Annotated in this window: 22 protein-coding genes; 14 read left to right on the top strand and 8 right to left on the bottom strand. The window is 58.5% G+C overall.

Annotation, left to right across the window (positions count from 1 at the left end; genetic code table 11):
• Nucleotides 1–89 precede the first annotated feature (89 nt).
• On the top strand, nucleotides 90–1019 hold the full coding sequence (locus tag BLT54_RS08455; protein WP_074643455.1) for an MBL fold metallo-hydrolase: 930 nt from the start codon (nucleotides 90–92) through the stop codon (nucleotides 1017–1019).
• Between the two features lie 65 nt (nucleotides 1020–1084).
• On the opposite strand, the gene BLT54_RS08450 is transcribed toward BLT54_RS08455, so the two are convergent.
• On the bottom strand, nucleotides 1085–2083 hold the full coding sequence (locus BLT54_RS08450; RefSeq protein ID WP_074643452.1) for a DUF6976 family protein: 999 nt from the start codon (nucleotides 2081–2083) through the stop codon (nucleotides 1085–1087).
• A 12-nt stretch (nucleotides 2084–2095) separates the two neighbouring features.
• Complete coding sequence (locus BLT54_RS08445; protein WP_009573868.1) at nucleotides 2096–2305, bottom strand: hypothetical protein; 210 nt, start codon at nucleotides 2303–2305, stop codon at nucleotides 2096–2098.
• Between the two features lie 206 nt (nucleotides 2306–2511).
• Between BLT54_RS08445 and BLT54_RS08440 the strand changes: the two genes are divergently transcribed.
• A complete protein-coding gene (locus BLT54_RS08440) occupies nucleotides 2512–3465 on the top strand; it encodes a 1-phosphofructokinase family hexose kinase (protein ID WP_074643449.1) in 954 nt (317 codons plus the stop codon).
• A 56-nt stretch (nucleotides 3466–3521) separates the two neighbouring features.
• On the opposite strand, the gene BLT54_RS08435 is transcribed toward BLT54_RS08440, so the two are convergent.
• Both BLT54_RS08435 and BLT54_RS08430 read right to left on the bottom strand, forming a co-directional pair.
• Nucleotides 3522–4766 carry an Hsp70 family protein gene (locus BLT54_RS08435; protein ID WP_074643446.1) on the bottom strand — a complete coding sequence of 415 codons (1245 nt, stop codon included), beginning with the start codon at nucleotides 4764–4766 and terminating at the stop codon, nucleotides 3522–3524.
• Nucleotides 4767–4949: 183 nt separating this feature from the next.
• Nucleotides 4950–6608 carry an NAD+ synthase gene (locus tag BLT54_RS08430; protein ID WP_074643443.1) on the bottom strand — a complete coding sequence of 553 codons (1659 nt, stop codon included), beginning with the start codon at nucleotides 6606–6608 and terminating at the stop codon, nucleotides 4950–4952.
• 313 nt (nucleotides 6609–6921) lie between these two features.
• Between BLT54_RS08430 and BLT54_RS08425 the strand changes: the two genes are divergently transcribed.
• Nucleotides 6922–8364, top strand: coding sequence for an MORN repeat-containing protein (locus tag BLT54_RS08425; protein ID WP_425429329.1), 1443 nt, complete (start codon nucleotides 6922–6924; stop codon nucleotides 8362–8364).
• Between the two features lies 1 nt (nucleotide 8365).
• Here BLT54_RS08425 and BLT54_RS08420 read toward each other — a convergent pair whose 3' ends face one another.
• On the bottom strand, nucleotides 8366–9028 hold the full coding sequence (locus BLT54_RS08420; protein ID WP_074643440.1) for an SDR family NAD(P)-dependent oxidoreductase: 663 nt from the start codon (nucleotides 9026–9028) through the stop codon (nucleotides 8366–8368).
• Nucleotides 9029–9111: 83 nt separating this feature from the next.
• Nucleotides 9112–10383: an NAD(P)/FAD-dependent oxidoreductase gene (locus BLT54_RS08415; RefSeq protein ID WP_074643437.1), complete on the bottom strand. Its 1272-nt coding sequence runs from the start codon at nucleotides 10381–10383 to the stop codon at nucleotides 9112–9114.
• Between the two features lie 562 nt (nucleotides 10384–10945).
• Here BLT54_RS08415 and BLT54_RS08410 point away from each other — a divergent pair.
• From BLT54_RS08410 to BLT54_RS08380, 8 genes are all read left to right on the top strand, one after another.
• The gene (locus BLT54_RS08410) at nucleotides 10946–12523 is read left to right on the top strand and encodes a 2-isopropylmalate synthase (RefSeq protein WP_074643434.1); all 1578 of its coding nucleotides are present in this window, start codon (nucleotides 10946–10948) and stop codon (nucleotides 12521–12523) included.
• A gap of 255 nt (nucleotides 12524–12778) precedes the next feature.
• Nucleotides 12779–12949: a hypothetical protein gene (locus tag BLT54_RS22535; RefSeq protein ID WP_176832851.1), complete on the top strand. Its 171-nt coding sequence runs from the start codon at nucleotides 12779–12781 to the stop codon at nucleotides 12947–12949.
• Nucleotides 12950–13229: 280 nt separating this feature from the next.
• A complete protein-coding gene (locus tag BLT54_RS08405) occupies nucleotides 13230–14267 on the top strand; it encodes a rod shape-determining protein (protein WP_009573877.1) in 1038 nt (345 codons plus the stop codon).
• Nucleotides 14268–14329: 62 nt separating this feature from the next.
• Nucleotides 14330–15238 carry a rod shape-determining protein MreC gene (gene mreC, locus BLT54_RS08400; protein ID WP_074643431.1) on the top strand — a complete coding sequence of 303 codons (909 nt, stop codon included), beginning with the start codon at nucleotides 14330–14332 and terminating at the stop codon, nucleotides 15236–15238.
• Nucleotides 15231–15770, top strand: coding sequence for a rod shape-determining protein MreD (locus tag BLT54_RS08395; protein WP_074643429.1), 540 nt, complete (start codon nucleotides 15231–15233; stop codon nucleotides 15768–15770). Before mreC ends, BLT54_RS08395 begins: the two co-directional genes overlap by 8 nt.
• The gene (mrdA, locus tag BLT54_RS08390; protein ID WP_074643426.1) at nucleotides 15767–17686 is read left to right on the top strand and encodes a penicillin-binding protein 2; all 1920 of its coding nucleotides are present in this window, start codon (nucleotides 15767–15769) and stop codon (nucleotides 17684–17686) included. Before BLT54_RS08395 ends, mrdA begins: the two co-directional genes overlap by 4 nt.
• Nucleotides 17683–18831 carry a rod shape-determining protein RodA gene (gene rodA / locus BLT54_RS08385; RefSeq protein ID WP_074643423.1) on the top strand — a complete coding sequence of 383 codons (1149 nt, stop codon included), beginning with the start codon at nucleotides 17683–17685 and terminating at the stop codon, nucleotides 18829–18831. Before mrdA ends, rodA begins: the two co-directional genes overlap by 4 nt.
• Entirely contained in the window at nucleotides 18828–19760 is a 933-nt protein-coding gene (locus BLT54_RS08380) for a 2-hydroxyacid dehydrogenase (RefSeq protein WP_074643420.1), read from the top strand. Before rodA ends, BLT54_RS08380 begins: the two co-directional genes overlap by 4 nt.
• Before the next feature lie 153 nt (nucleotides 19761–19913).
• Here BLT54_RS08380 and BLT54_RS08375 read toward each other — a convergent pair whose 3' ends face one another.
• The gene (locus BLT54_RS08375; RefSeq protein ID WP_074643417.1) at nucleotides 19914–20717 is read right to left on the bottom strand and encodes a hypothetical protein; all 804 of its coding nucleotides are present in this window, start codon (nucleotides 20715–20717) and stop codon (nucleotides 19914–19916) included.
• On the bottom strand, nucleotides 20714–21313 hold the full coding sequence (locus BLT54_RS08370; protein ID WP_074643414.1) for a uracil-DNA glycosylase family protein: 600 nt from the start codon (nucleotides 21311–21313) through the stop codon (nucleotides 20714–20716). The genes BLT54_RS08375 and BLT54_RS08370 overlap by 4 nt, the downstream gene beginning before the upstream one ends.
• A 101-nt stretch (nucleotides 21314–21414) precedes the next feature.
• On the opposite strand from BLT54_RS08370, the gene BLT54_RS08365 reads away from it, so the two are divergent.
• The 3 genes from BLT54_RS08365 (at nucleotide 21415) to BLT54_RS08355 (ending at nucleotide 24222) form a co-directional block, all read left to right on the top strand.
• Nucleotides 21415–21780 (top strand): ArsR/SmtB family transcription factor, encoded by a 366-nt coding sequence (locus BLT54_RS08365; RefSeq protein ID WP_074643412.1) that lies wholly within the window; start codon nucleotides 21415–21417, stop codon nucleotides 21778–21780.
• Nucleotides 21777–22814: a permease gene (locus tag BLT54_RS08360; RefSeq protein ID WP_074643409.1), complete on the top strand. Its 1038-nt coding sequence runs from the start codon at nucleotides 21777–21779 to the stop codon at nucleotides 22812–22814. The genes BLT54_RS08365 and BLT54_RS08360 overlap by 4 nt, the downstream gene beginning before the upstream one ends.
• Before the next feature lie 127 nt (nucleotides 22815–22941).
• Complete coding sequence (locus BLT54_RS08355) at nucleotides 22942–24222, top strand: Na+/H+ antiporter NhaA (RefSeq protein WP_074643406.1); 1281 nt, start codon at nucleotides 22942–22944, stop codon at nucleotides 24220–24222.
• Nucleotide 24223 lies beyond the last annotated feature (1 nt).

The raw sequence follows: 24223 nt of genomic DNA, 5'->3' as shown, positions 1-24223 counted from the left end.
GATATGATGTTTGGCTTTGCCCAAACCGTGCTATCTTTGCCTTCACGAAACCCGTTTCCAACACGAGAAACCTGTTCCGGGAGGACGCTATGACGACCACACCCTATCTGTCTCGCCGCCATCTGCTTTTGGCCGCTGCGGCCACACCCTTGGCCTCTGCCCTGCCCTTTTCTGCCCGTGCCGACGCGCCTATGATGGGCGCAAGCCTCGCCCGCTATCGTCGCTTTAAACTGGGCGCGTTCGAAGTCACCACCTTGTTGGCCGGGACCCGCACCGTACCAGAGCCCCATAAAATCTTTGGCCTCAACGCCAGTGACGAAGAGTTCAAAGCGGCCTCGGAGGCCAATTTTATCCCGACAGATGCGGCGCAATTCTTTTTCACGCCGACCCTGATCAACACCGGCTCAGAGGTGATCTTGTTTGACACCGGCCTGTCGCCCGCAGGCACAATTGCCGCGATTGAGGCGGCGGGTTACACCGCCGATCAAATCGACCGTGTGGTGATCACCCATATGCATGGTGATCATATTGGCGGCATCTATGAGGGCGCGCCGACCTTTGCCAATACCTCCTATTCCACAGGTGAGGTTGAAATGGACTATTGGGACATGTCCGGCAATGACGGGTTTGAGGCCAAAATCCGCCCGATCCAAGATCAGTTCGAGCTGATGAAAGAGGGATCAACTGTTGCCTCTGGCATCACTGCAATGGAGGCCTTTGGCCACACACCGGGCCATTTGGCCTTTCACGTCGAGAGTGACGGCGAACGCCTGATTTTGGGGGCCGATTTCGCCAATCACTATGTCTATTCATTGGCCCACCCCGACTGGGAGGTGCTCTATGACGCCGATAAATCCATGGCCGCGCAAACCCGGCGCAACATGTTGGACATGATGGCCACGGATCGCGTGCCGTTTATCGGCTATCACATGCCCTTCCCGGCGCTTGGCTATGTCGCGGCGCGCGATGGCGGGTTTGACTATGTCCCGGCGTCCTATCAGACCATGATCGAGGGCTGATCTCCTACGGAGTCTGGACAGAAAACGGCCGCACAGACATCTGTGCGGCCGTTTTTGATGTAAGCTCAGGCCACAGCGCTTTGTGCCACGGGATGAACGCCGACGCGCACCATCGTCTGGTTGAGCAGGATATAGGCGATTTCGCCAAAGGTCGCGGGCCCGGTAAACGTGCCCGTGGTTTTGCCCTCAAGGTCTCCGTAGAGATAATTGAGGATACAGTTGCAGGACAATTCATTGGCCCCGTCGCCTTCAACTTTTGCGGCGAAACTGGCCGCATAATCACCCGTCGGCTTGGCAATGTGATATTCCGCCCCGGCGACAACCGGCGCATAAAAGGCCACGCCTTTTTCTGCATCCACCGTCTGGAAAGACACATTGACCATAGCGCCGGCGTAATTGGCCACCAGAGGCAGCTTCGTGTCGATGCCTTTTTGCGTCAAATAGGCTGCAAAATCAACGATCTGGCCATTCACAGACGCGGTTTTCGCGCCGAAACCGTTCTCCGAGAAGGTGATGAGATCCGCCTCTGTATCGGGTTGGAACAGGTTCAGAATGCCAATATCGGCGACGTAACCCGCAGGCATTTCGACATGAAGCACCGCGGCCCCCTCTTCAAAGGACGCGCCGGTTGCGCCGTCAAAGATTTTTGGCGTGGTGGAGCCAAGATCATCCAGATGCACACCGGTGATCCAGCCCAAAAGCGGCTGGTCGAAAATCCCCGGAAATTCCGCGCCCTTGATGGCAAATTCAGAATGCGCCTGAGAGAAAGCCGGGATCAAAATCATCGACAAGCCGTTGTCAAAGCGGTTCATCGACAGGTTGGCGAGATCATCCCCGGCATAAATTACAGCGCGCGCATCGGTGGCTTGGTCAAGTTCGGTCACGAAGACATTTTCGCGATCCACTTTGCCACCCTCTTCGGTCACGAAATAGACCGAGGTGCCGCCAATCCATTTGCCTTTCGGCAGTTGCGACAAAGCCTCTTGCGACCCCGCCAAAAGCAGCACCGCACCCTCATTGATTTTACGCGTGGCATCCGCCACAGACATCATGGAGTTCTTCATGTCGTTATCCTCTCAAAATGCCGCAAAATCGGCTTGGGCAAAGGCGTTTTTCTCAAAATAGGCGCGCAGTTCGCCAATTTTTTCCTGAATTGCGGCGGGGGCATTGCGCACCTCGCGCCGCAAACGGGTGATCAGAATTTTTGTCGCAAGGCTGGCACTGGAAAGATCACCATCCGAGGTCAAAACGCGCTGCCAGCGCGGGTCAGTTGCCGCAGGAACCATTTGCATCTCCTTAAAACTAAAAATCAAAACATGCATCGCACGCCTTGCCGCTTTCTGACGCCCACAGATTACTTTCCGCTTAATTGTTGCGCGCAGCTTGCGGAAAAATTGAAGAAAAATCGTTGTTCGTGACCTGCATCAAAGATGTTAACGCTACCACGCATAGAGTGATGTAAAATGTGACTCACCCAGCATTGGAGACGCAGATGGCACAGATCCTCACGATCACACTCAACCCAACTGTGGACCTGTCCACCAGTGCCGCCTCTGTGACCCCCGGCCCCAAATTGCGCTGTTCAACACCTGAGGCGGACCCCGGTGGCGGCGGCATCAATGTGTCGCGCGCGATCCGGTTTTTGGGCGGGGAAAGCACGGCGTTTACTGCCGTTGGTGGCGATACAGGTGCGCTTTTGTTGCGGCTTTTGGCCGAAGAAGGCGTGCGCTTTACCGCCTTTTCGGTCTCCGGCGGCGCGACCCGGCAATCCATGGCGATCACCGACCAATCCACCGGCGAACAATACCGCTTTGTCATGCCCGGCCCCTATTGGAACCACGACATGGTGGACGAATCGCTCAACGCCATCGCATCGGCGGCCACCGTTGGCGGGATCGTTGTGCTGTCCGGCTCGCAACCTCCCGGCGTGCCGATTGATTATACCGCGCGCCTCTCCCGGCGCCTCTCGGCCCATGGCATTCAGCTTTTTGTCGACACCTCGGGGGCGCCCTTGCATGAATTGGTCAAACATCCGGCCAATCCCTATGTGTTGCGGATGGATGATGTGGAGGCCGAAGACCTCGCCGGGCGCGCGTTGCCAACCCGCGCAGACACCGCCGATTTCGCGCAGACCCTGGTCGAGCGCGGCGTGGCCGAAAATGTCATCGTGGCGCGCGGATCGGACGGGTCGACCTTGGCCAATGCGACGGGCCGCTGGCACGCCTCGCGCGCCATTGATCCGGCGGATGTTGTCTCTGCCGTGGGGGCGGGCGACAGTTTTGTCGGCGCGTTTTCCATGGCCTTGACGCGGGGCGACACATTTCAGGAGGCGCTCTGTTTTGGCACGGCTGCGGCCTCGGCTGCGGTGCTGACGGCGGGCACGCAGCTCTGTTCGGCGCAGGATGTGGCGCGGCTTTTGCCCGGCTGTGTGTTGGTTGAGGTCTAAAGCGTTCCGCCATAAACCTGAATCATGGGTTTATGGCGTGACGCTTTAGGCGCGGTTTAAACGCCTTCCCGTGCCTCGGATGAGGCCAAAGCCAGCCCGTCGATCACGGCGGTGAAAGCGTCGCCACGCAAGGCGCGCGCCTGTGGCAGCACCTCTTCGGTCGCGCGCGCCACCACATCCATCAAACTCGACCCACCGACATAAACCACCGCGCCAATCGCCTCCGGCGAAAGCCCCGCCAGCGCCAGCGTGTCACGGATCGCCTCTGACAATTCGGCGCGATTGCCCGCCAAACAAGCCGCCAAATCGGCAGGCGTCAAGGGCGCGGACAGGCCCTTTTCCACCAGCGACAGGTTCACCGCCGCCTCCTTACCGCCATTGGCCACGATCTTGGCCGCTTCCACGGCAAAGGCGATGTCATGGCCGAGCTCCGCCTCAAGCACCTCAATCAGGCGCGCCAGTTTTTGCGGCTCAACCGCGTGACGCGCCAGATCGCGGGCCAGAGACAGGGTGTCGCGGGTGTAGAGAAACGGGATTTTCTGCCAACTCGCCAGATCGTTGAACAGGCTCGCGGGCACGGGCAAACGCCCCTCCGCCAAGGCGCGACGCACTTCGGTGCCGGCGCCGAGCAAAGGCATGGCGTGGCGCAGGCTGAGCGCACGGTCAAAATGCGTGCCGCCCAGTCGGATACCGTGAGACGCAAGAACCTCGGCGCGGCCATTCGCTTTGCGAAACAGGGTGAAATCGGACGTGCCGCCGCCGATGTCCACCACCAAACCGATCTCTCCCGCCGCCAGATCGCGCGCAGAAAGCGCCGCCGCTTCGGGTTCGGGCAGAAAGCGAATGTCGGAAAATCCGGCCATGGTATAGGCCTCGCGCAGGTCGCGTTCGGCCTGTGCGTCCATCGCGGCATCGCGGGAATGAAAATGCACCGGACGGCCCGAAACGACGCCCGTGACCGGGTTCCGGAGTTGATCTTCGGTGCGCAACCGCAAGTCACGCAGGAACAGCGCGATCACATCCAAAAGGCTCTGTCGTTTGCCGCCAATGGGCCGGGTTTCGCGCAGCAAAGGCGTGCCCAGCACGGATTTGAGCGCCCGCATATAACGCCCCTCTTCGCCGTCAATCAGCGCACGGTTGGCGGCAGAGCCAAGCCGCATCCCGCCTTTCGGATCAAAAAACACCGCCGTCGGCAGAGTCTTTTCACCGGGCTCAAGTTCGACCAGCCACGGCTGCCCATTCACCGCCACGCCCACGGCGGAGTTGGACGTGCCAAAATCGAGACCAACGGTGAGATCCATGACGCGCTCCTCAATCAGAAAGTCGCGGTCATAGGCGTTGAGGCGGTGGGCGTAAAGGCTTAATCCACCTTAAAGCGGCGGGGCAAAAATCCTTCTTCACGGGTTTTGGCCCCGCCGCGCGCACCCTTGATATGTGGCACGACGTTTCCATTCAAACCTGTCTCAGGTTTTCGTCGAAACGGTTTAACTCGGATCACGCCAGCCATTGGCAATCGGATAGCGCCGATCAAGCCAAAACGCCTTGAGCGTCAGGCGCGGACCGGGGGCGGATTGAAAGCGTTTATACTCGGAAATATAGAGCAGGTGCTCGACCCGTTTCACCGTCTCGCGCGCAAAGCCCTTGGCCACCAGATCGGCCACCGATTCCTCGTGATCCACCAGCCCTTCAAGGATGGCGTCCAGGATCTCATAGGGCGGCAGGCTGTCGTCATCGCGCTGATCGGGGCGCAACTCGGCTGAGGGCGGTTTGTCGATGATCGCCACCGGGATGACCTCGCCTTCGGGGCCTTTCATCCAAGGCCGGTGATTGGCATTGCGCCAACGGCATTGCTCAAACACCCGGGTTTTATACAGGTCTTTGATTGGATTATAGCCGCCATTCATGTCGCCATAAATCGTGCAATAGCCCACGGCGACTTCGGATTTATTGCCTGTGGTCAACAACATAGATCCAAACTTGTTGGACATCGCCATGAGCAAAAGCCCACGCAGACGCGATTGAATGTTCTCTTCGGTGGTGTCAAACGGCAGATCGCCAAAGATCGGCGCAAGCGTGTCGGTGATCGCGTCCCGCCCGGCTTTGATTGGCACTAAATCATAGCGACAGCCCAGCCGCGTGGCGATGTCTTTGGCATCCTCAAGCGAGCCTTGCGAGGTGTATTCGGACGGCAGCATCACGCAATGGACGTTTTCGGCGCCGATGGCATCCGTGGCGATGGTGGCAACAATCGCGCTGTCAATCCCGCCAGACAGGCCCAAAATCACCTTTTTAAACCCGGTCTTGCCAAGGTAATCGCGCAGCGCCTCAACCATGACCCGGTAATCTTGGTCCCACGCGTCGGGATGATGGGCAATCTCGCCCTCTTCGGCGACCCATTTTCCGTCGGTCAGGGTGAAATCGACATGGCGGAGACATTCGTCAAACACCGGCAGGATATGCGCCGGGCGGCCGTGGCGATTGAGCACGAAAGAGCCCCCATCGAACACCTGATCGTCCTGCCCGCCGACCATATTGAGATAGACCAGCGGCACATCGTTTTCGGTGACACGAGACACCATATGGGTCAGGCGAATATCGAATTTGTTGCGAAAATAGGGCGAACCATTGGGCACCAACAGGATTTGCGCCCCACTTTCGACCTGCGCCTCCGCCACATCTTCATGCCACGCGTCTTCGCAAATCGGCGAGCCGATGCGCAACAGGTTGATCGCGTAAGGCCCCTCAATCGGACCCTCGGCAAACAGGCGTTTTTCGTCAAACACATTGAAATTCGGCAGGTGATGTTTGCGCAAAACCTGTTTGACGCGACCCTCGGCCAAAATCCAATAGCCATTATAAAGCGCATCACCATAGGCATAAGGCGCGCCAAGACCGATGGCCGGACCATCGAGCGTGAGCGCGGCGAGCTCTTCCATCATCGCCATGGCAGTGTTCACAAGGATCGGTTTCATCACCAAATCCTGCGGCTGATAGCCGATCAGGAACAACTCGGGAAAGGCGATCATATCCGCCTTGGCGGCTTTCGCCTCGGCATAAGCTGTGCGCACTTTGTCGGCATTGGCGGCGATCGCGCCCACGGTGGGGTTGAGTTGCGCCATGCTCAGGCGGAATGTCTCGGTCATACTCACGGATCCTGTCTCTGCGTGCCGTTGGGCCATGCCTTTGGGCCGGACCCGCTGGCCTTGACCTTGGGTTTAGCAGAAAGACCGGCAAGGGAAAGCCGATTGGGGCAAAAACATTTGAAGAGGCCAGCGCTTATCCTTAGGCTGCGCGTGACCGCGCGGCGAGAGTTGAAGTAAACGGCTTGGCGCGCAGGGCTGTGCGGCGATCGGCCCATGGACCACCACCCATATGACGGACCAGCATGACTGGGATGAGGACAACATAGTGACACGCAAGCGTTTCGCGCGCCCCCGGATGGGCCTGACAAGTCTGATGGCTTTGGTGGCATGGATGCCCCTATGGAGTCCCATGACGGCTCTCGCCCAGGACAATGGCAAAGTGGTCACCCACCAATTTGACGAGGGCGGTGTCTATGAGGGCACCTTTACCGATGGCCAACAAGATGGCGTTGGCACCTATCGCCTGCCCAATGGCTATGAGTACACCGGCGAATGGGTGAAGGGCGAAATCAAAGGCCAAGGCATCGCGCGGTTCACCGACGGATCGGTCTATGAGGGCGCGTTCGAGAAAGGCAAACCACACGGGTTTGGCAAAATCACCTATGCCGATGGCGGCACCTATGAGGGCGATTGGGTCAATGGCGAGGCCACGGGATCGGGCGTTGCGGTCTATGCCAATGGCGTGAAATACGAGGGCGGATTTTTGGTCGCAAAGCTGCATGGTCAGGGCCGGATGGAAAGCCCCTCCGGCTATGTCTACGAGGGCGGTTGGGTCAATGGAGCCAAAGAAGGCCGGGGCAAAATCGCCTATCCCGAAGGCGCCACCTATGAGGGCGAAATGTCGCGCGACACCCGCCATGGCAAAGGCGTTTTGACCACCCAAGACGGGCTGATCCTGGATTGCGACTGGGTTGAAAACCAATGCAATGGCACCGGCACGATCACCCAGCCCAACGGCGATGTTTACGTTGGCGATCTGGTTGGTGGCAAACGTCAGGGCAAAGGCCGCGTGACCTATGCCAATGGCGATGTCTATGAGGGTGATTTCGACGATGACAAACGCCACGGCCAGGGCGTGTTCACCGGCTCGGACGGTTATCTTTACACCGGCCAATGGATCGACGGGCGCATTGAGGGCAAGGGTCAGGTGACCTACCCGGATGGCTCTGTTTACGTTGGCGATTTCCTCGATGACCTGTCGCATGGCACCGGCAAAATCACCTATCCCAATGGCACGACCTATGAAGGTCAGTGGCAATATGGCGTGATCGACGGCGACGGTGTGGCGCGCTATGCCAATGGGCTTGTCTATGAGGGCACATTCAAGAACGCGCAAAACCACGGCACGGGCAAAATGACCTATGTCGATGGCTTTGTGTATGAGGGTGATTGGGTCGAGGGTCAGCGCCAGGGCAAAGGCCGCGCCACCTATGCCGATGGCACGATCTATGAGGGCGATTACGTTGCGGGCAAACGCGAAGGCATGGGCACGATCACCATGCCCTCAGGGTTTACCTATACCGGCGAATGGGCGGGCGGTGAAATTCAGGGGCGCGGTGTGGCGACCTATGCCAATGGCGATGTCTATGAGGGGCTGTTTGTGGCCGGAAAATCCAACGGGCGCGGCACGATCACCTATGCCGATGGTCGCACCGTTTCGGGCGATTGGGTCGATGGCGCTTTGGTGTCTGAGGACACGCCTGCCACGACGCCTGACACCGAGGACACCCCGGCTGAAACGCCTGCGTCTGAGTAACTCACCAAGGCACTTCGTCGCCCTTCCAGTCATAAAACCGTCCCGTTTGAGCCGCACTCAGGCGGGACATTAGGCAAAGGCAATGTGCCGCTGCCGCCTCGGGCGGGAGCTTATCACGTGCATAGTCTTTGGTGAAATCGGAGGCCACGGTGCCGGGGTGATAGGCGATCAAACAGGCCTGTTTATGGCTGCGCGCAATCTCGATCGCGGCAGTGCGGATCACTTGGTTCGCCGCCGCTTTCGCCGCACGGTAACTGTACCAACCGCCCAGATGATTGTCGGAAATCGAGCCGACCCGTGCGGTCAAGACGGCCACTGTCGAGGGCGCGTCCTTTGGCAAAAGCCGCGGCAGCTCGCGCAGCACCAATGCCGGACCGATGGCATTGGTGGCGAATTGATCCACCATGGCCTCGGCACTGAGCGCTTTCAGAGATTTCTCGGGCGGTTGCCCTGCCCCATCGAGTTTTCCGGTTGCGAGTATGATCAGGTCAAACGGGCCTTTGAGAGCCCCAAGATGATCCGCAACAGAGGCCGGATCAGTGACATCAAACCCATCGCGGCTGCGCGCGAGGGCGGTGACCGGAGTGCCCTGTGCGGTGAGTGTTGCGACCAACGCGCCGCCAATCCCGCCCGCGGCCCCCAGGATGAGTGCATTTTTAAACATGCGTTAAAGATGGCGCGATTTGGCCAAAAGAAAACCCCTCCCGATGCGGATCGGAAGGGGCCAGCCTTAAGAGAAGGCAAACATCAGTTCTTGAGCTTGTTCACTTTCAGCATTTTCATCACCATCCGCTCATAGAACGGCTCTGAGACGCCTTTGCGGACTTTGCGCATGAAATACCATTCAAAGCCCAGCTTGGCCCAATGCACCCATTTGCCAGACGCCGCCCAGTTGACGTTGCGCGGTGGGTTTTGCGGCATCGCCAAAAACGCCGCGCCGCCATCGCCAAAATCGGCCAAGCACAACGCGTTCCATGTCGCGAGTTTTTGCGGCTCTTTGCCTGCCATCACCAGCGGGATGTTATGCGCGGTGGCGGTGACCATGGATTCGATCATGAACCCGGTTTTTGGTACGCCAGTCGGCACGGCGGTCGGTTCTTTCGGTGCAATCGCGATGCACACGCCGATGCCGAAGATGTTCGGAAAGGTCGGGTTGCGCTGAAATTCATCAACGATAACAAAGCCGCGCGGGTTGACCAACCCGTCGATCCCCATCAGCGCCGGGATGCCGCGGAAGGCGGGTAAAAGCATCGAATAGCTGAAGGACAATTCATGCTCTTTCTTCGGTTTGCCGTCCTCGTCATGTTCGGTGACGAACACTTTGCCCTCTTCAAACCGGTTCACCTTGGCATTGGTGATCCAACGGATTGAGCGTTCGCGCATGATGGATTCGAGCATGCCTTTGGTGTCGCCCACCCCGCCAAGGCCAAGGTGACCAATGTAGGGTTCGGGCGTGACAAAGGTCATCGGCACCTGATCGCGGACCTTGCGGCGGCGCAGATCGGTGTCGATGGTCATGGCATATTCATAGGCTGGCCCAAAGCAGGACGCCCCCTGAACCGCGCCGACGACAATCGGACCGGGATTGGCACAAAACGCATCCCAACCGTCGCCCGACACTTCGGCATGTTCGACATGACAGACGGAATGGGTGAAGCCTTCGGGGCCAAAGCCCTCGATCTCGTCAAAGGCCAGATCAGGACCGGTGGCCAAGACAAGGTAGTCGTAAGTGACCTCTTTGCCGCTGTCCAAAATGATCTTATTTTCTTGCGGGATCAGCTTTTTAGCGCCATCACAGATAAACGCGATGCCGCGCTTTCTCATCACCGGCTCAAGCTCGATGATCAGGTCTTTCTTTTTGCGCCAGCCCACACCCGCCCAAGGGTTTGAGGGCGTAAATTGGAAATAGCTTTTGTTGGAAATCACCGTGATGCTATCATTTGGCCCCACAGTTTCTTTCAATTCATAGGCCTGAATGGTCCCCCCAAGGCCTGCTCCGAGCACAACGATATGCGCCATAATATTCTCCCCTTTGTGTTTTCCCGCAACACTTTGATCCGGGCGCGGGTCCGGTCTTTGACTCAGTGTACCACCGATTAAACAGAACCGACTTGATCTGAGTCTTTGCGCAATCTGGATTTGTATGCATTAGTATTCAAAAATTTGAATACAATAAAAAGCCAAATCCGCCAAGCACTGTCATGCGTTGCCCTCGCCTGTTCTGGCGGCCTTTGGCAAAAAGCCAATTTTGGGGGTTTTCAACGCCGCAACCGCGCGTATAGTCGCCCCCATGACGAACCAGGCACATATCCTTTCAGCGATCGCTGCCCAGCCCCTGCGCCTTTGCGCGGGCCTTCGTCGTGACCTCCTTCTTCTTAGCTGCCTCTGAGCGTGCCTTCGGCGCGAGGCTCAGAGGTGACCAAATGCGCCGGATCACGCAGCTAAAGCCTTTTGCCATTCATTTGAGACACGGATTAAGTGTAAAAGGCCTGCAACATTGCAATGTTGAACTGCGTTTTCCAAAAATCTGTGAGCCAGGTTTTTCGCAAAACGCGTTGAGGACTATAAGAAAGATTTCAAAATGACCCAGACTTCCAAACAGGATCACGTCCTGATTTTTGACACCACCCTGCGCGACGGCGAACAAAGCCCGGGCGCCACCATGAGCCACAATGAGAAGATCGAGATTGCTGGCCTGCTTGATGAAATGGGCGTCGACATCATCGAAGCCGGGTTCCCGATTGCCTCTGAGGGCGACTTTGAGGCGGTGCGCGACATTGCACTGAACGCGAAAAATTCGGTGATCTGTGGCTTGGCGCGCGCCAGCACGAATGACATTGATCGCTGCTGGGAGGCGGTGAAACACGCGCCACGCGGTCGCATTCATACCTTTATCGGCACCTCGCCGTTGCACCGCGACATCACCGCGCTGTCCATGGACGAGATGGCCAATAAAATCCACGACACCGTGACCCATGCCCGCAATCTGACCGACGATGTGCAATGGTCCCCAATGGATGCGATCCGCACCGAGCATGAGTACCTCTGCCGCGTCGTAGAAATCGCAATCAAAGCGGGGGCGACCACGATCAACATTCCCGACACCGTCGGCTATACCATTCCGCGCGAAAGCTCGGACATCATCAAAATGCTGTTGGAGCGTGTGCCGGGCGCGGATGAAATCATCTTTGCCACCCATTGCCACAACGATCTGGGCATGGCGACCGCCAACGCTTTGGCCGCCGTGGAGGCCGGGGCGCGTCAGATCGAATGTACCATCAACGGTCTGGGCGAACGTGCGGGCAACACCGCGCTCGAAGAGGTCGTCATGGCATTGAAAGTGCGCAACGACGTCATGCCCTACAGCACCAGGATCGACACCACCAAGATCATGAACATCTCGCGCCGCGTGTCGCAGGTGTCTGGTTTTCCTGTGCAATATAACAAGGCCATCGTCGGCAAAAACGCCTTTGCCCATGAGAGCGGCATCCATCAGGACGGGATGCTGAAAAACAAAGAAACCTTTGAAATCATGCGCCCGCAGGACGTGGGTCTGGCGGGCACGTCGCTGCCTTTGGGCAAACATTCGGGCCGCGCGGCACTGCGCGCCAAGCTCGATGAGATGGGGTTTACGCTGGCCGACAACCAACTCAAAGACGTGTTCGTGCGGTTCAAAGACCTCGCCGATCGTAAGAAAGAAGTGTTTGATGACGACCTGATCGCGCTCTTGCGCGACTCTGGTGCGGCCGAGCAAAACGAACGGATCAAGGTGAAATTCCTGCGCGTGATCTGTGGCACGCAAGCACCGCAATCCGCCGATCTGATTTTGGAAATCGACGGCGTCGAGCATCAGAAAACCTGCGAAGGTGACGGCCCGGTCGATGCCACGTTCAAGGCGATCAAAGAGCTGTTTCCGACCACCGCGCGGCTGCAACTCTATCAGGTGCATGCCGTGACCGAGGGAACGGACGCGCAGGCGACCGTGTCCGTGCGTTTGGAGGAAGATGGCAAAATCGTCACCGGGCAATCGGCGGACACCGACACGGTGGTGGCCTCGGCCAAAGCCTATGTCAACGCGCTCAACCGCCTGTTGGTCCGCCGCGAAAAATCCGCACCCGATGCGGATGTCAAAACGGTGAAATACACCGACGCCGGGTAATGCACCTACACATGGCTTGATCCTTTGGGGCGTGCTTCGGCGCGCCCCTTTTCATACCCGGCACGCGTTTGCGCCATGGTCTCTGATCACTCCCGCACCAAACCTTCCCTGCTCCTCCAATGACGCAGACTGGAAAGCCAAAGCCATGGCGCTTATCGGCACGCGCGGCCATCGACTCCGTCGGCGGCGATCTGGCCGAAGATCTCACCGACTTGCTCGGATGGGAGGGGCTTTTGGGGCGCGAAAGTCATCGAAATGATGGACCCGGAAAAGCGTCGCACTCTCGTTGTTGAGCTGGTGTCATTGGCCGCTCAGGGCAAATTGACCCTCGACACAGAGGCGGTTTTCCCGCTGAGCGAAATCCAAGACGCGGTCAAAGCCGCCCTGATTCCGGGCCGTAAAGGCAAGGTTTTGCTCCGCCCGTAACGAAGACTGGCGCGGCGTCCGCAAAAATACGGCGCGACGTCAACATGCACATATCGGGCACATATACCCCGAATTATGCTTCAAAAATAATTGAACTGAGACAAAACCAACATTTCTGTCTGTCGCCTGTGAGGCGTGGCGGGCCTCTCTATGTCGGCTGTGGCGAGTCTTCGCCACCACCTGGCAACCACGCCCTTTTACAAAGCCTATGACGGTTCTATAAGTCCTCCGACATGGGGGATTCTCTCCTTTTGAACGACGACGGGGCATCAGGGACACTATGGCGGGATTTGGCGGGATTTTCTCCTCAGACATGGCAATCGATTTGGGGACAGCGAACACGCTGGTCTATGTGAAAGGCAAGGGGATCATTTTGAATGAACCCTCCGTGGTCGCCTATCACGTCAAAGATGGCCGCAAACAGGTTTTGGCCGTGGGCGAAGACGCCAAGCACATGCTTGGCAAGACACCCGGTTCCATTGAGGCCATTCGCCCCATGCGTGACGGGGTGATCGCGGATTTTGACACCGCCGAAGAAATGATCAAACATTTCATCCGCAAAGTCCACAAACGCACCACTTTCTCCAAGCCCAAGATCATCGTCTGCGTGCCCCATGGCGCCACCCCCGTTGAAAAACGTGCGATCCGTCAATCTGTTTTGTCCGCAGGCGCGCGCCGCGCCGGTTTGATTGCCGAACCGATTGCCGCCGCCATTGGCGCGGGGATGCCAATCACCGACCCGACCGGCAACATGGTGGTCGACATTGGCGGCGGCACCACCGAAGTGGCCGTCCTGTCCCTTGGTGACATCGTTTATGCGCGTTCTGTGCGCGTCGGCGGTGACCGGATGGATGACGCCATCATCGCCTATCTGCGCCGCCAACAGAACCTTTTGATCGGCGAAGGCACCGCCGAGCGGATCAAAACCTCGATCGGCACCGCGCGGATGCCCGACGATGGGCGTGGCTCGGTTTTGGTCATCCGGGGGCGGGATTTGCTCAACGGTGTGCCGAAAGAGATCGAAATCAACCAAGCGATGGTCGCCGAGGCTTTGGCCGAACCGGTGCAACAGATTTGCGAGGCCGTGATGGCCGCGCTCGAAACCACCCCGCCCGATCTTGCCGCCGATATTGTCGACCGTGGCGTGATGCTGACCGGCGGTGGTGCCTTGTTGGGCGATTTGGATCTGGCGCTGCGCGAACAGACCGGTTTGGCGATCTCGGTCGCAGACGAACCCCTAAATTGTGTCGCACTGGGGACTGGTAAAGCGCTGGAATTTGAGAAACAACTCCGGCACGTTATTGATTACGACAGCTAAGCCCTGCCGCGTGCAGATCCTTTTTCCCGGCTGACCCGTGACGAAGACGTGGGGAGCGAACCGTGGCCAAAGACAGAGGCAATTCAGAGGACTATGTCCGCCCGATCCGGCGTTTGCTGATCGGGATTCTGTTGCTGTGCCTTGCCGGGCTGTTCATCCTCTGGCGGATTGACAGTCCGCGCGTTGAGCGTATGCGCGCGCAACTCATTGATAAATTTGTGCCTTCTTTCGAATGGGCTTTGGTTCCCGTGACCAAAACCGTTGGGATGATCGAGAATTTCCAAAGCTATCAACGCATCTATGACCAGAACCAGGAACTCCGCCGGGAGCTGCGTCAAATGCAGGCGTGGAAAGAGGCGGCGCTCCAGTTGGAACAGAAGAACGCCAAGCTTTTGGACCTCAACAAAGTGCGGATCGACCCGAAATACACCTATGTCACCGGCGTGGTGATGGCGGATTCGGGTTCGCCCTTTCGGCAATCCGTGCTTTTGAACGTCGGGTCGCGCGATGGCATCCGCGATGGTTGGGCCACGATGGACGGGATCGGGCTGGTTGGACGGATTTCGGGCGTTGGCACCAACACCTCAAGGGTGATCCTGCTGACCGACAGCAATTCGCGCCTGCCCGCCACGATCCAACCCTCGGGCCAACGCGCCATCCTGTCTGGCGACAACAGCAGCCGCCCACCTTTGGATTTCATCGAAAGCCCCGAACTTGTCCGTCCCGGCGACCGCGTCGTGTCTTCGGGCGATGGCGGCGTGTTTCCCACCGATCTGCTGATCGGACAGGTTGCGATGGGCCCGGATCGGCGTCTGCGGGTGATTTTGGCGGCGGATTACGAACGTCTGGATTACCTGCGGGTGCTCAGAACCCACGAGAGCGAACAGATCAGCGATCCGGGTGGGTTGATCCTGCCGGACGCGCCATTGACGACCCTGCCACAGGACGCGGAGGCCAATCCCGATGGTTGACCCGCGCACCACACGACGGTGGAGCTACAGAGCCGGGTTTCTCGCCCTCTCCATGCTTGCGTTTTTCTTTTATCTTCTGCCTCTTAAAGTCGGATACGGCCATTGGCCGGGACCGGATCTTTTGTTGGCGTTTGCCTTCGCATGGGTGCTCAGACGTCCGGATTATGTTCCGGTCTTTTTGTTCGCCGCGATCCTGCTTATGGCGGATTTCATCTTTATGCGCCCACCCGGACTATGGACCGCGCTGTCTGTGATCGGCCTTGAATTTCTGCGTCGGCGTGAACCGACATCGCGCGACATGCCCTTTGCCGTCGAATGGGCGATGGTGGCCGGGGTGATGCTGGCCATGGCGCTTTTGTACCGTCTCGTCCTGGCGGTCTTCATGGTCGATCAAGCGCCTCTCATGCTGACAATTTTGGGCCAAATTTCAACGCTGATCGCCTATCCGATTGTGGTTTTGGTGTCCGTCACGATGATGAATGTGACCAAGATCACCCCGTCTGAGGCCGATGAGATGAGGTATGTGCGATGAGACGTTCCCCCGCAGACACCGCGCAGTCTGCCCGCAAAATCTCGCGTCGGGCGTTGTTTTTGGGCGGCAGCCAATTGGCCTTCATGGGCATTCTTGGCCTCAGAATGCGCTATATGCAGGTCGATCAGGCCGATGAATTCCGGCTTTTGGCCGAAGAAAACCGCGTCAAATTCCGGCTTTTGCCCCCTGCACGCGGATTGATCTATGATCGGAACGGCGCAGTGATTGCCGAAAACGAACAGACCTTTCGCATTGTGATCCGCAAAGAGGACGCCAGCGAATTGGATCAGGTCTTGGTGGAATTGGAGCGCTTGATCGGCCTGCCGCTTGAGGAACAAGAGCGGGTGCGCGCCGAGTTGAAAAAAGCCGGCCCCTCTGCCCCCGTGACCATCGCCGACCGTTTGAGTTGGGAAGCGTTTTCATCCGTCTCCGCCAATGGCCCGGCCCTTCCGGGGGTGACGCCAGAGGTCGGCCTGTCACGCCATTATCCGCTGCACGATGATTTCGCCCATTTGGTCGGCTATGTCGGTCCCGTGTCCGATTATGACCTGTCGAAAATGGACAATATCGACCCGCTTTACCGCATCCCAAAATTCCAGATTGGCAAATCCGGCGCGGAAAGCCGTCTTGAGGATGTTTTGCGTGGCAAGGCCGGATCGCTGCGGGTGGAACAAAACGCCTATGGCCGGATCATTCGCGAATTGGACCGCCACGAAGGTGAGCCGGGGGTGAACCTGCAACTCACCCTGGATAACAATATGCAGAATTTCACCCAAGCCCGGCTTGCGGGGGAAAGCGCCTCTGCCGTGATCATGGATGTGGAAACCGGCGATATTTTGGCCGCCGGATCGACCCCGGCCTTTGATCCAAACCTGTTCGTGCGCGGGATTTCTTCGGTCGCCTATAATGAACTGTTGGAAAACGATCACCGCCCCTTGCCGTCCAAATCGGTTCAGGGGGCCTACCCGCCGGGATCAACCTTTAAAATGGTCACCGCCCTAGCTGCGCTTGAGGCGGGCGTTGTCACGCCCGAAGACACGGTCCGCTGCATGGGTTACACTGAGATTGGCGGGCGGCGCTTTCACTGTTGGAAACGCGCAGGGCACGGCAATGTGAATATGGTCGGCTCCCTGCGCCATTCATGTGACGTCTATTATTACGAGATGGCCCAGCGTGCAGGCATTGAAAACATCGCCGAGATGGGCCGCAAACTTGGACTTGGCCTGCGCTATGATCTGCCGCTGCCGGGGATCAATTCCGGTCTCATGCCCGATAAGCAATGGAAACTTGAAAACCGTGGTGCCGAATGGGTGGTGGGGGACAGTTTGAACGCCGCCATTGGCCAGGGATTTGTACTGGCGACGCCCATGCAGCTTGCCGTAATGACCGCGCGTTTGGCGACCAACCGCGAGATCTTGCCCCGGATGATCAAATCCATCGACGGGGTCGAGCAAAACATCCTCGGCGGCGCGCCTTTGGGGCTCAATGAGAACATGTTGCGCTCGGTGCGTCAGGGCATGTTTGAGGTGATCAACTCAAATCGTGGCACCGCCTTTTCTGCGCGCATCGAAGACGACACCACCAAAATGGCGGGGAAAACCGGCACGGCACAGGTCCGCTCCGCCGTGGTGAACAACAATAACGTGCCATGGATCGAACGCGATCACGCGCTGTTTGTCGCCTTCGCACCCTATAATGCGCCGCGCTATGCTGTCTCGGTGGTGGTCGAACATGGCGGCGGGGGCTCCTCTGTCGCGGCCCCGATTGCCCGCGATTTGATGCTCTATGCCCTCCATGGTGCGGTGCCACCTTTGGCCGCCTATCCAAGCTCGCAACGTGGCACCATCCGCGAACGGTTCAAGGCCATGCCCCTGCGCGACCTCGATGGCGACGAGTCCACAAGAGGCCGTGCATGAGCTATCTTGAAAGCACCCTCAAAACCATCCCAACCGGTCTGTCAAAAGTCCTTTATGTCAACTGGGCGCTGGTCCTGTTGCTGTCCGCCGCCGCCTCGGTCGGGTTTTTGATGCTCTATTCCAATGCGGGAGGGTCGTTTCAACCCTGGGCCGAGCCACAGATGAAACGCTTTGCCCTTGGCATGGTGGCGATGTTGATGATCGGCATGGTGCCGATCTGGTTTTGGCGCAACATCGCCGGTCTGGCCTATATCGCCTCCTTTATGCTGTTGATTTTCGTCGAATTTTTCGGCCATGTTGGCATGGGCGCACAGCGATGGATTGATCTTGGCCCGATCAAGCTTCAACCCTCCGAATTGATGAAAATCTCGCTGGTGATGCTGTTGGCCGCCTATTACGATTGGCTCGACATTGACAAGGTCTCCAAACCTTTGTGGGTTTTGATCCCTGTCGTGTTGATCCTTGTGCCCACGGCTTTGGTGCTCAATCAGCCCGATCTTGGCACTTCGATCCTGTTGATCGCGGGTGGGGCCATCGTGATGTTCGCCGCCGGCGTCAGTTGGTGGTATTTCGCAGCGGTCGCGGGCATTGCGGTTGGGCTTGTCAGCGCTGTGTTCGCCTCGCGCGGCACCTCTTGGCAGCTTTTGAAAGATTACCAATTTGCCCGCATCGATACGTTTCTCGATCCCTCCACCGATCCTTTGGGGGCGGGCTATCACATCACTCAATCGAAAATTGCTTTGGGATCAGGTGGTTGGACCGGGCGCGGGTTTATGCAGGGCACGCAGAGCCGGTTGAATTTCCTGCCTGAAAAACACACCGACTTTATCTTTACCACCTTGGCCGAAGAGTTCGGCTTTATCGGCGGCATCTCCCTTTTGGCACTCTATGCCGGGATTGTCCTGTTTTGCCTTGTCTCGGCGATGAACAACAAAGATCGGTTTGGTGCGCTGGTGACCATCGGCGTCTCAGCGACGTTTTTCCTGTTTTTCGCGGTCAATATGTCGATGGTGATGGGGCTTGCCCCCGTGGTCGGCGTGCCCTTGCCACTCGTGTCCTATGGCGGCTCGGCGATGTTGGTGCTTTTGGCCGCGTTCGGCATCGTCCAATCGGCGCATATCCATCGCCCAAGGGGCAAAAGATGACGCTCACCCTGTTGTTTTCCGCCCCGGACCGGACGTGGCCCGCCTATGAAACGGTGCTGCAGCAGGTGCTCAAAGAGGCGGGGATTGACGCCGATCTGACGCGCAGCGCCCGCCCGGATGCGGTCGATTACATCATCTATGCTCCGAACGACACGCTCCGTGATTTCACCCCCTACACCCGCACCAAAGCGGTTCTAAGCCTCTGGGCTGGCGTCGAAAAAATCGCCCCCAACTCCACGCTCACCCAACCGCTCTGCCGGATGGTCGACCCTGGCCTCGCGCAGGGGATGCGCGACTACGTGGTCGGGCATGTGATGCGCTATCATCTTGGGATGGACCGCCACATTCACGGCCTCAATGGCGCGTGGGATCACATCACCCCACCTTTGGCGCGCGATCGTCCTGTCACGGTGCTGGGCTTGGGCGAACTTGGACAGAGCTGCGCGCGAGCGCTGGCCGCCCTTGGCTTTCACGTCACCGGATGGTCGCGGCGTCCGAAACAGATCGCGGGACTGACCTGTGTCAGCGGCCCCGACGGTCTCAAAATGGCGTTGAAGACGGGCGAAATCGTCGTGCTGTTGCTGCCCAACACGGCACAGACGGAGAACACTCTGAACGCAGAAACACTGGCGCTTTTGCCCAAGGGCGCGCGCATCGTGAATCCCGGACGTGGCAGTTTGATCGACGATGATGCCCTGCTGACCGCCTTGGACGCAGGCCAGATCGGTCACGCCACTTTGGACGTGTTCCGCACCGAACCCCTGCCGCAAGACCACCCCTATTGGGCCCACCCCAACGTCACCGTCACGCCGCATATCGCCGCTGAAACCCGCGCGCAAACTGCCTCAGAGGTGATCGCCGAAAACATCCGCCGTGGCGAGGCGGGTGAACCGTTTGTGCATCTGGTCGATCGCGCGGCCGGGTACTGAGCCACCCAGCCCCCCCTTTACCGTGACCTAAAGCGTTCCGCCATAAACCTGAATCACGGGTTTATGGCGGAACGCCCACACCATTGATATGTTCAGCATCGCCACGCCTTTCCCCTGTCTCAGGTTAAAGGCGTGGCGTTTTAAATACTCACATCACCGCAGTTTCGGCGGGGCACTCGGGTCCATGCCGGGCGCGGCGGGGCCGGATTGCAAGGGTTCGGGTTCTAGCAAATCAAAGCGCAGACCAAAGCGGGCAAAGGCGGCGCAGAGCGGATCGGAAGATTTGAAAAACGCCACATCCAGCGCCCCGGCCTCAACGCCCGAAAAAATCAACGCCTCGGACACAAGTCGCGCCAAGACATCTTCTGAACCAGGAATTTGATCAACGAAGGCCAAGAGATGCGAGCGCACGCCGTCCTCGTATGTCACGCCTGACAGGTAGACCAACCGCGCCAATCCACCCGCAATCGCCAGTTTGGCGTCCAGCGCCGTGACCAAAACCTCTGGCAAGCCATGCGGCGGAAAAATCTCTTCGGCTTTGCCATGGGTCTCGGCGGGGGCATTGCCCAGAGTGGCCTGCAGCCAATCGACCGCCGCCCCCGGCAAGAGCATTTCGGAGGGGGCCACAGACAGGTTCAACCCCAAGCCAAAGCCAGATCCCGCCAACATTTCGGTCAACACCCGCCCGGACATCGCCGCATAGGGTGCGCCGCCAGCGAACTCCGCAAGGCGCTGTTCGCGGTCAAAAGCCAGAACAAATTGGTCCTCTTCGACCGGAAACACTTTGGGCGTGATCGGACCTTCGCCGTCATGTTCTTCGTCCAAAAGCAAAAACCATTCGCCATCCGCGACCCGTTCAAAAAACCGCAAACGGGCGGTGTCGTCGTCGGGGGCGGCTTGCATCGCGGCATGGGCACGGTCAATGGGGGTCTGTGCGGAGGCAGTGTGTTCGGTCATGGCAGGTCCTTGAGGCTGGCCCGAAGGCAGACGCGCAGCTCGGGCAAAAGTTCGGCCTCAAACCACGGGTTTTTCTTTAGCCAACCCGTATTGCGCCAGGACGGATGAGGCAAGGGAAAGACGCGCGGCGCATGATCGCGCCAGTCGCGCCAATTGCGCACTGTCTCTGTCAACGCAGTTTTCACCCCAAGATGATAGCGGATCGCATGAAGCCCCACGGGCAAGATCAGATCCACTTCGCCCAGTGCCGTCATCACCTGATCGTGCCATGTCTCGCGGCACAGTTTGGGCGGCGGAATATCCGCGCCTTTGGCGTCATAACCGGGGAAACAAAACCCCATCGGCACGATGGCGATGCGGTCGCGGTCATAAAACGTTTCCTCATCCAGCCCAAGCCATGCGCGCAACCGGTCCCCCGACGGGTCGGTAAAGGGCCGCCCGCTGTCATGGACCCGCGCGCCCGGTGCCTGTCCAGCGATCAAAATGCGCGCAGAGGGGCGAAACCACACCACAGGGCGCGGTGTGTGGGCAGTTGCCGTGGCGGTAAACCGATCGGCACAGAGGCGACAGGCGCGTATCTCTTGGGTCAGGCTCATGCGGTTATTTTAGCGCATCGGTTTGGGTTTGACCACTTGACTCATTTTTATATTTCTAGAATTATAAAAATGAATCGCAGATACGCATAGGAAACCCCGCCATGAGCGCCCCCCATTCTGACGACATTTCCATAGCCGAAGCGGCAAGCACCTTTGCTGCCCTTGGCTCCGAACAACGCCTCACGGTGTTGCGCGCTTTGGTGCGGGCGGGTCCAAAGGGATTGACCATCGGCACGCTGGGGGAGCGCACCGGGATCACCGGCGCGACCCTGACCCATCACATGAAAATCCTCGCGGCCACAAAGCTTGTGACACAAGAGCGCCACGGGCGCTCTATTGTGTGCATCGCCGCCGATTACGATGAGTTGGAGGGGCTTTTGTCCGCCCTTCTGTCCGAATGCTGTGCCGATTGCGACGCAGACACCTGTACCCCAGAGGCCCATTGCCATGAAGGACCAGTGTCATGACTGATCTCACGCAAACCCCGCCGAAACTCCCGATGCTGTGGAAAAAGACCGACAAGGCCCTGTTGCTCGCGGGCTTGGTCCTTGTGGCCGTGGCCCTGTTCGACACGCCGGCGCTGTGGGACACGATCCGCTTTACAGCAGAGGCGCTTTGGGCGGCGGCACCGTTTTTGCTGTTTGCCATTCTCGCCACCGCCTATGTCAAAGCCTCAGGTGCAGAGACATTGCTGTCCAAGGCTTTCGAAGGCCGCGAGTTGCGCATGATCGTGGTGGCCGCGATTGTCGGTGGTGTGTCGCCGTTCTGCTCCTGTCAGGTCATTCCCTTTATTGCCGGGGCCTTGGCCGTTGGCGTGCCGCTCTCTGCCGTCATGGCCTTTTGGTTGGCCTCGCCATTGATGGACCCGGCCATGTTCATTGTCACGGCCAACGGGTTGGGCGTCGATTTTGCCATCGCCAAAACCCTCGCCGCGGTCTGTATTGGCCTCATGGGTGGCTTTGGGGTCAAACTCATGGGCGGCACCGCGCTGTTCGCGGACCCTTTGAAACCGCGCGCCGCGCCGTCTCGGTGTGCGTCGGCCGCGTTGCGAGGCGCGCCAAATTGGAAGGTCTGGACCGAGTCCAAGCGCATCGAGAGTTTCCGCGGCAATTTTCGTGAAAACCTGATGTTTCTCGGCAAATGGATGTTGGTTGCCTATGTGCTTGAGGCGGTGATGATCCGGTACTTGCCCGCAGAGATGATCGCCTCGGTGATGGGCGGCACGGGTCTGCGCCCGATCCTGATCGGAGCCGCCATCGGCGCACCCGCCTATCTCAATGGCTACGCCGCCGTGCCCCTGATGTCCGGGCTTTTGTCTCAGGGCATGTCCGCCGGCGCGGCGATGGCTTTCATGGTGGCAGGGGGCATTTCCTGCATCCCGGCGGCGGTGGCCGTCTGGGCACTGGTCAAACCTCGCGTCTTTGCCGCCTATATTGGCTTTGCCCTCATCGGGGCGGTCCTGGCCGGAATAAGCTGGACCAGTTTCGAGACTATTTTCTGATCAACTCTTGGAAATCGCCATGAAAACTGACCCCTGTTCGACGGCAACAGGGGTTTGCATGCTTGCCCTACCCCCTTGCTTGGATTATTCCCCAAGCACGCTTGGGTACAGGGATCGGAGGGCACATATGTACAAGGTCTGGAATTTCGTCACGAACTATTCGCTTTTGCTGATCATCGGCGCAATTCTTGCATTGATCTGGGCAAACACGGATGCGCAGTCCTACCACGCCTTCGTCGAGTACCCTCTGGCGGAAAATTTCTTTATCGGCCATCCGCATATGGACGAGGCCGGACATGTTCACCGCACCCTGACCCTGCATTACCTGTTCAACGACGTGCTCATGGCCTTCTTCTTTGCCATTGCCGCAAAAGAGGTCTGGGAGGCCGTGATCCTCAAAAACGGCTCTTTGCGCGGCAAAAAGGCGGCCACGCCCCTGATTGCCACCCTGGGCGGCATGTTGGGGCCGATTGCGGTCTATCTTGGACTGGCGATGGTCTTGGGCTCGGACACTTATGATGCGGTCAAAAACGGCTGGGCCGTGCCCACCGCCACCGATATCGCGTTTTCCTATCTCGTCGGCCGGATCGTCTTTGGCGCGGGCCACCCTGCCGTGCGCTTTCTGTTGCTTTTGGCCATCGCGGATGATGCGGCGGGTCTTGTGATCTTGGCGATCTTCTATCCGACCGGCGAACTGGCCGTGCAATGGCTGTTGCTCTCAGTCGCTGCGGCTGTGCTTGTGTTCGTGCTGGCCAACTGGTTGCCGCGCAAACTTGACGCCGGCAAAGAAGTCCGCCCAACCTCGACCTGGGTGCGCCAGTCCCTGTCCTATTGGCCCTATCTGATTGCCGCCTGCATCTCGTGGTACGGCTTCATGCGTGCGGGCATTCACCCGGCTTTGGGTCTCTTGCCAATTGTCCCGACCATCCCTCATGCCGACCGCGCCTTTGGCCTGTTTGCCGATGCCGAACAACACCTGTCCGATCTGCTGAACGATATCGAACACAAGCTGAAAACCCCGGTTGAAATCATTCTGTTTTTCTTCGGCCTGCTCAATGCCGGTGTTGAATTCAATGCCATCGGCGATCCGACATGGCTGGTTTTGGCTGGGCTGTTGATCGGCAAACCTGTGGGCATTCTGATCATGGGCGCGCTGGCGGCGCATGTGTTGCGTCTGGGCCTTCCGGCCGGGATGCGCACGATTGATCTTTTGGTGATCGGCTGTGTCGCGGCCATTGGCTTTACCGTGTCGCTGTTTATCGCCTCGGTCGCCTTTGATGCCGATACGATGCTTGGATCGACCCCGGTTCAGGCCGCCGCCAAGATGGGTGCGCTGTTCTCATTCGCCGCTGCGATCATCTCCATTATCGCTGGCAAACTGTGCCGCGTTCAGAAACAATCGGCGTAAA

The sequence above is a fragment of the Celeribacter baekdonensis genome (assembly GCF_900102315.1).
GTDB lineage: Bacteria > Pseudomonadota > Alphaproteobacteria > Rhodobacterales > Rhodobacteraceae > Celeribacter > Celeribacter baekdonensis.
The sequence above is the reverse complement of the archived record's forward strand: the minus strand, read 5'-3'. Positions and strand labels throughout refer to the sequence as shown.

Coding starts and splice junctions, on each gene's coding strand:
- BLT54_RS08455 (WP_074643455.1), top strand. CDS start 90: ATGACGACCACACCCTATCTGTCTCGCCGCCATCTGCTTTTGGCCGCT.
- BLT54_RS08450 (WP_074643452.1), bottom strand. CDS start 2,083: ATGAAGAACTCCATGATGTCTGTGGCGGATGCCACGCGTAAAATCAAT.
- BLT54_RS08445 (WP_009573868.1), bottom strand. CDS start 2,305: ATGGTTCCTGCGGCAACTGACCCGCGCTGGCAGCGCGTTTTGACCTCG.
- BLT54_RS08440 (WP_074643449.1), top strand. CDS start 2,512: ATGGCACAGATCCTCACGATCACACTCAACCCAACTGTGGACCTGTCC.
- BLT54_RS08435 (WP_074643446.1), bottom strand. CDS start 4,766: ATGGATCTCACCGTTGGTCTCGATTTTGGCACGTCCAACTCCGCCGTG.
- BLT54_RS08430 (WP_074643443.1), bottom strand. CDS start 6,608: ATGACCGAGACATTCCGCCTGAGCATGGCGCAACTCAACCCCACCGTG.
- BLT54_RS08425 (WP_425429329.1), top strand. CDS start 6,922: ATGGCTTTGGTGGCATGGATGCCCCTATGGAGTCCCATGACGGCTCTC.
- BLT54_RS08420 (WP_074643440.1), bottom strand. CDS start 9,028: ATGTTTAAAAATGCACTCATCCTGGGGGCCGCGGGCGGGATTGGCGGC.
- BLT54_RS08415 (WP_074643437.1), bottom strand. CDS start 10,383: ATGGCGCATATCGTTGTGCTCGGAGCAGGCCTTGGGGGGACCATTCAG.
- BLT54_RS08410 (WP_074643434.1), top strand. CDS start 10,946: ATGACCCAGACTTCCAAACAGGATCACGTCCTGATTTTTGACACCACC.
- BLT54_RS22535 (WP_176832851.1), top strand. CDS start 12,779: ATGATGGACCCGGAAAAGCGTCGCACTCTCGTTGTTGAGCTGGTGTCA.
- BLT54_RS08405 (WP_009573877.1), top strand. CDS start 13,230: ATGGCGGGATTTGGCGGGATTTTCTCCTCAGACATGGCAATCGATTTG.
- BLT54_RS08395 (WP_074643429.1), top strand. CDS start 15,231: ATGGTTGACCCGCGCACCACACGACGGTGGAGCTACAGAGCCGGGTTT.
- mrdA (WP_074643426.1), top strand. CDS start 15,767: ATGAGACGTTCCCCCGCAGACACCGCGCAGTCTGCCCGCAAAATCTCG.
- rodA (WP_074643423.1), top strand. CDS start 17,683: ATGAGCTATCTTGAAAGCACCCTCAAAACCATCCCAACCGGTCTGTCA.
- BLT54_RS08380 (WP_074643420.1), top strand. CDS start 18,828: ATGACGCTCACCCTGTTGTTTTCCGCCCCGGACCGGACGTGGCCCGCC.
- BLT54_RS08375 (WP_074643417.1), bottom strand. CDS start 20,717: ATGACCGAACACACTGCCTCCGCACAGACCCCCATTGACCGTGCCCAT.
- BLT54_RS08370 (WP_074643414.1), bottom strand. CDS start 21,313: ATGAGCCTGACCCAAGAGATACGCGCCTGTCGCCTCTGTGCCGATCGG.
- BLT54_RS08365 (WP_074643412.1), top strand. CDS start 21,415: ATGAGCGCCCCCCATTCTGACGACATTTCCATAGCCGAAGCGGCAAGC.
- BLT54_RS08360 (WP_074643409.1), top strand. CDS start 21,777: ATGACTGATCTCACGCAAACCCCGCCGAAACTCCCGATGCTGTGGAAA.
- BLT54_RS08355 (WP_074643406.1), top strand. CDS start 22,942: ATGTACAAGGTCTGGAATTTCGTCACGAACTATTCGCTTTTGCTGATC.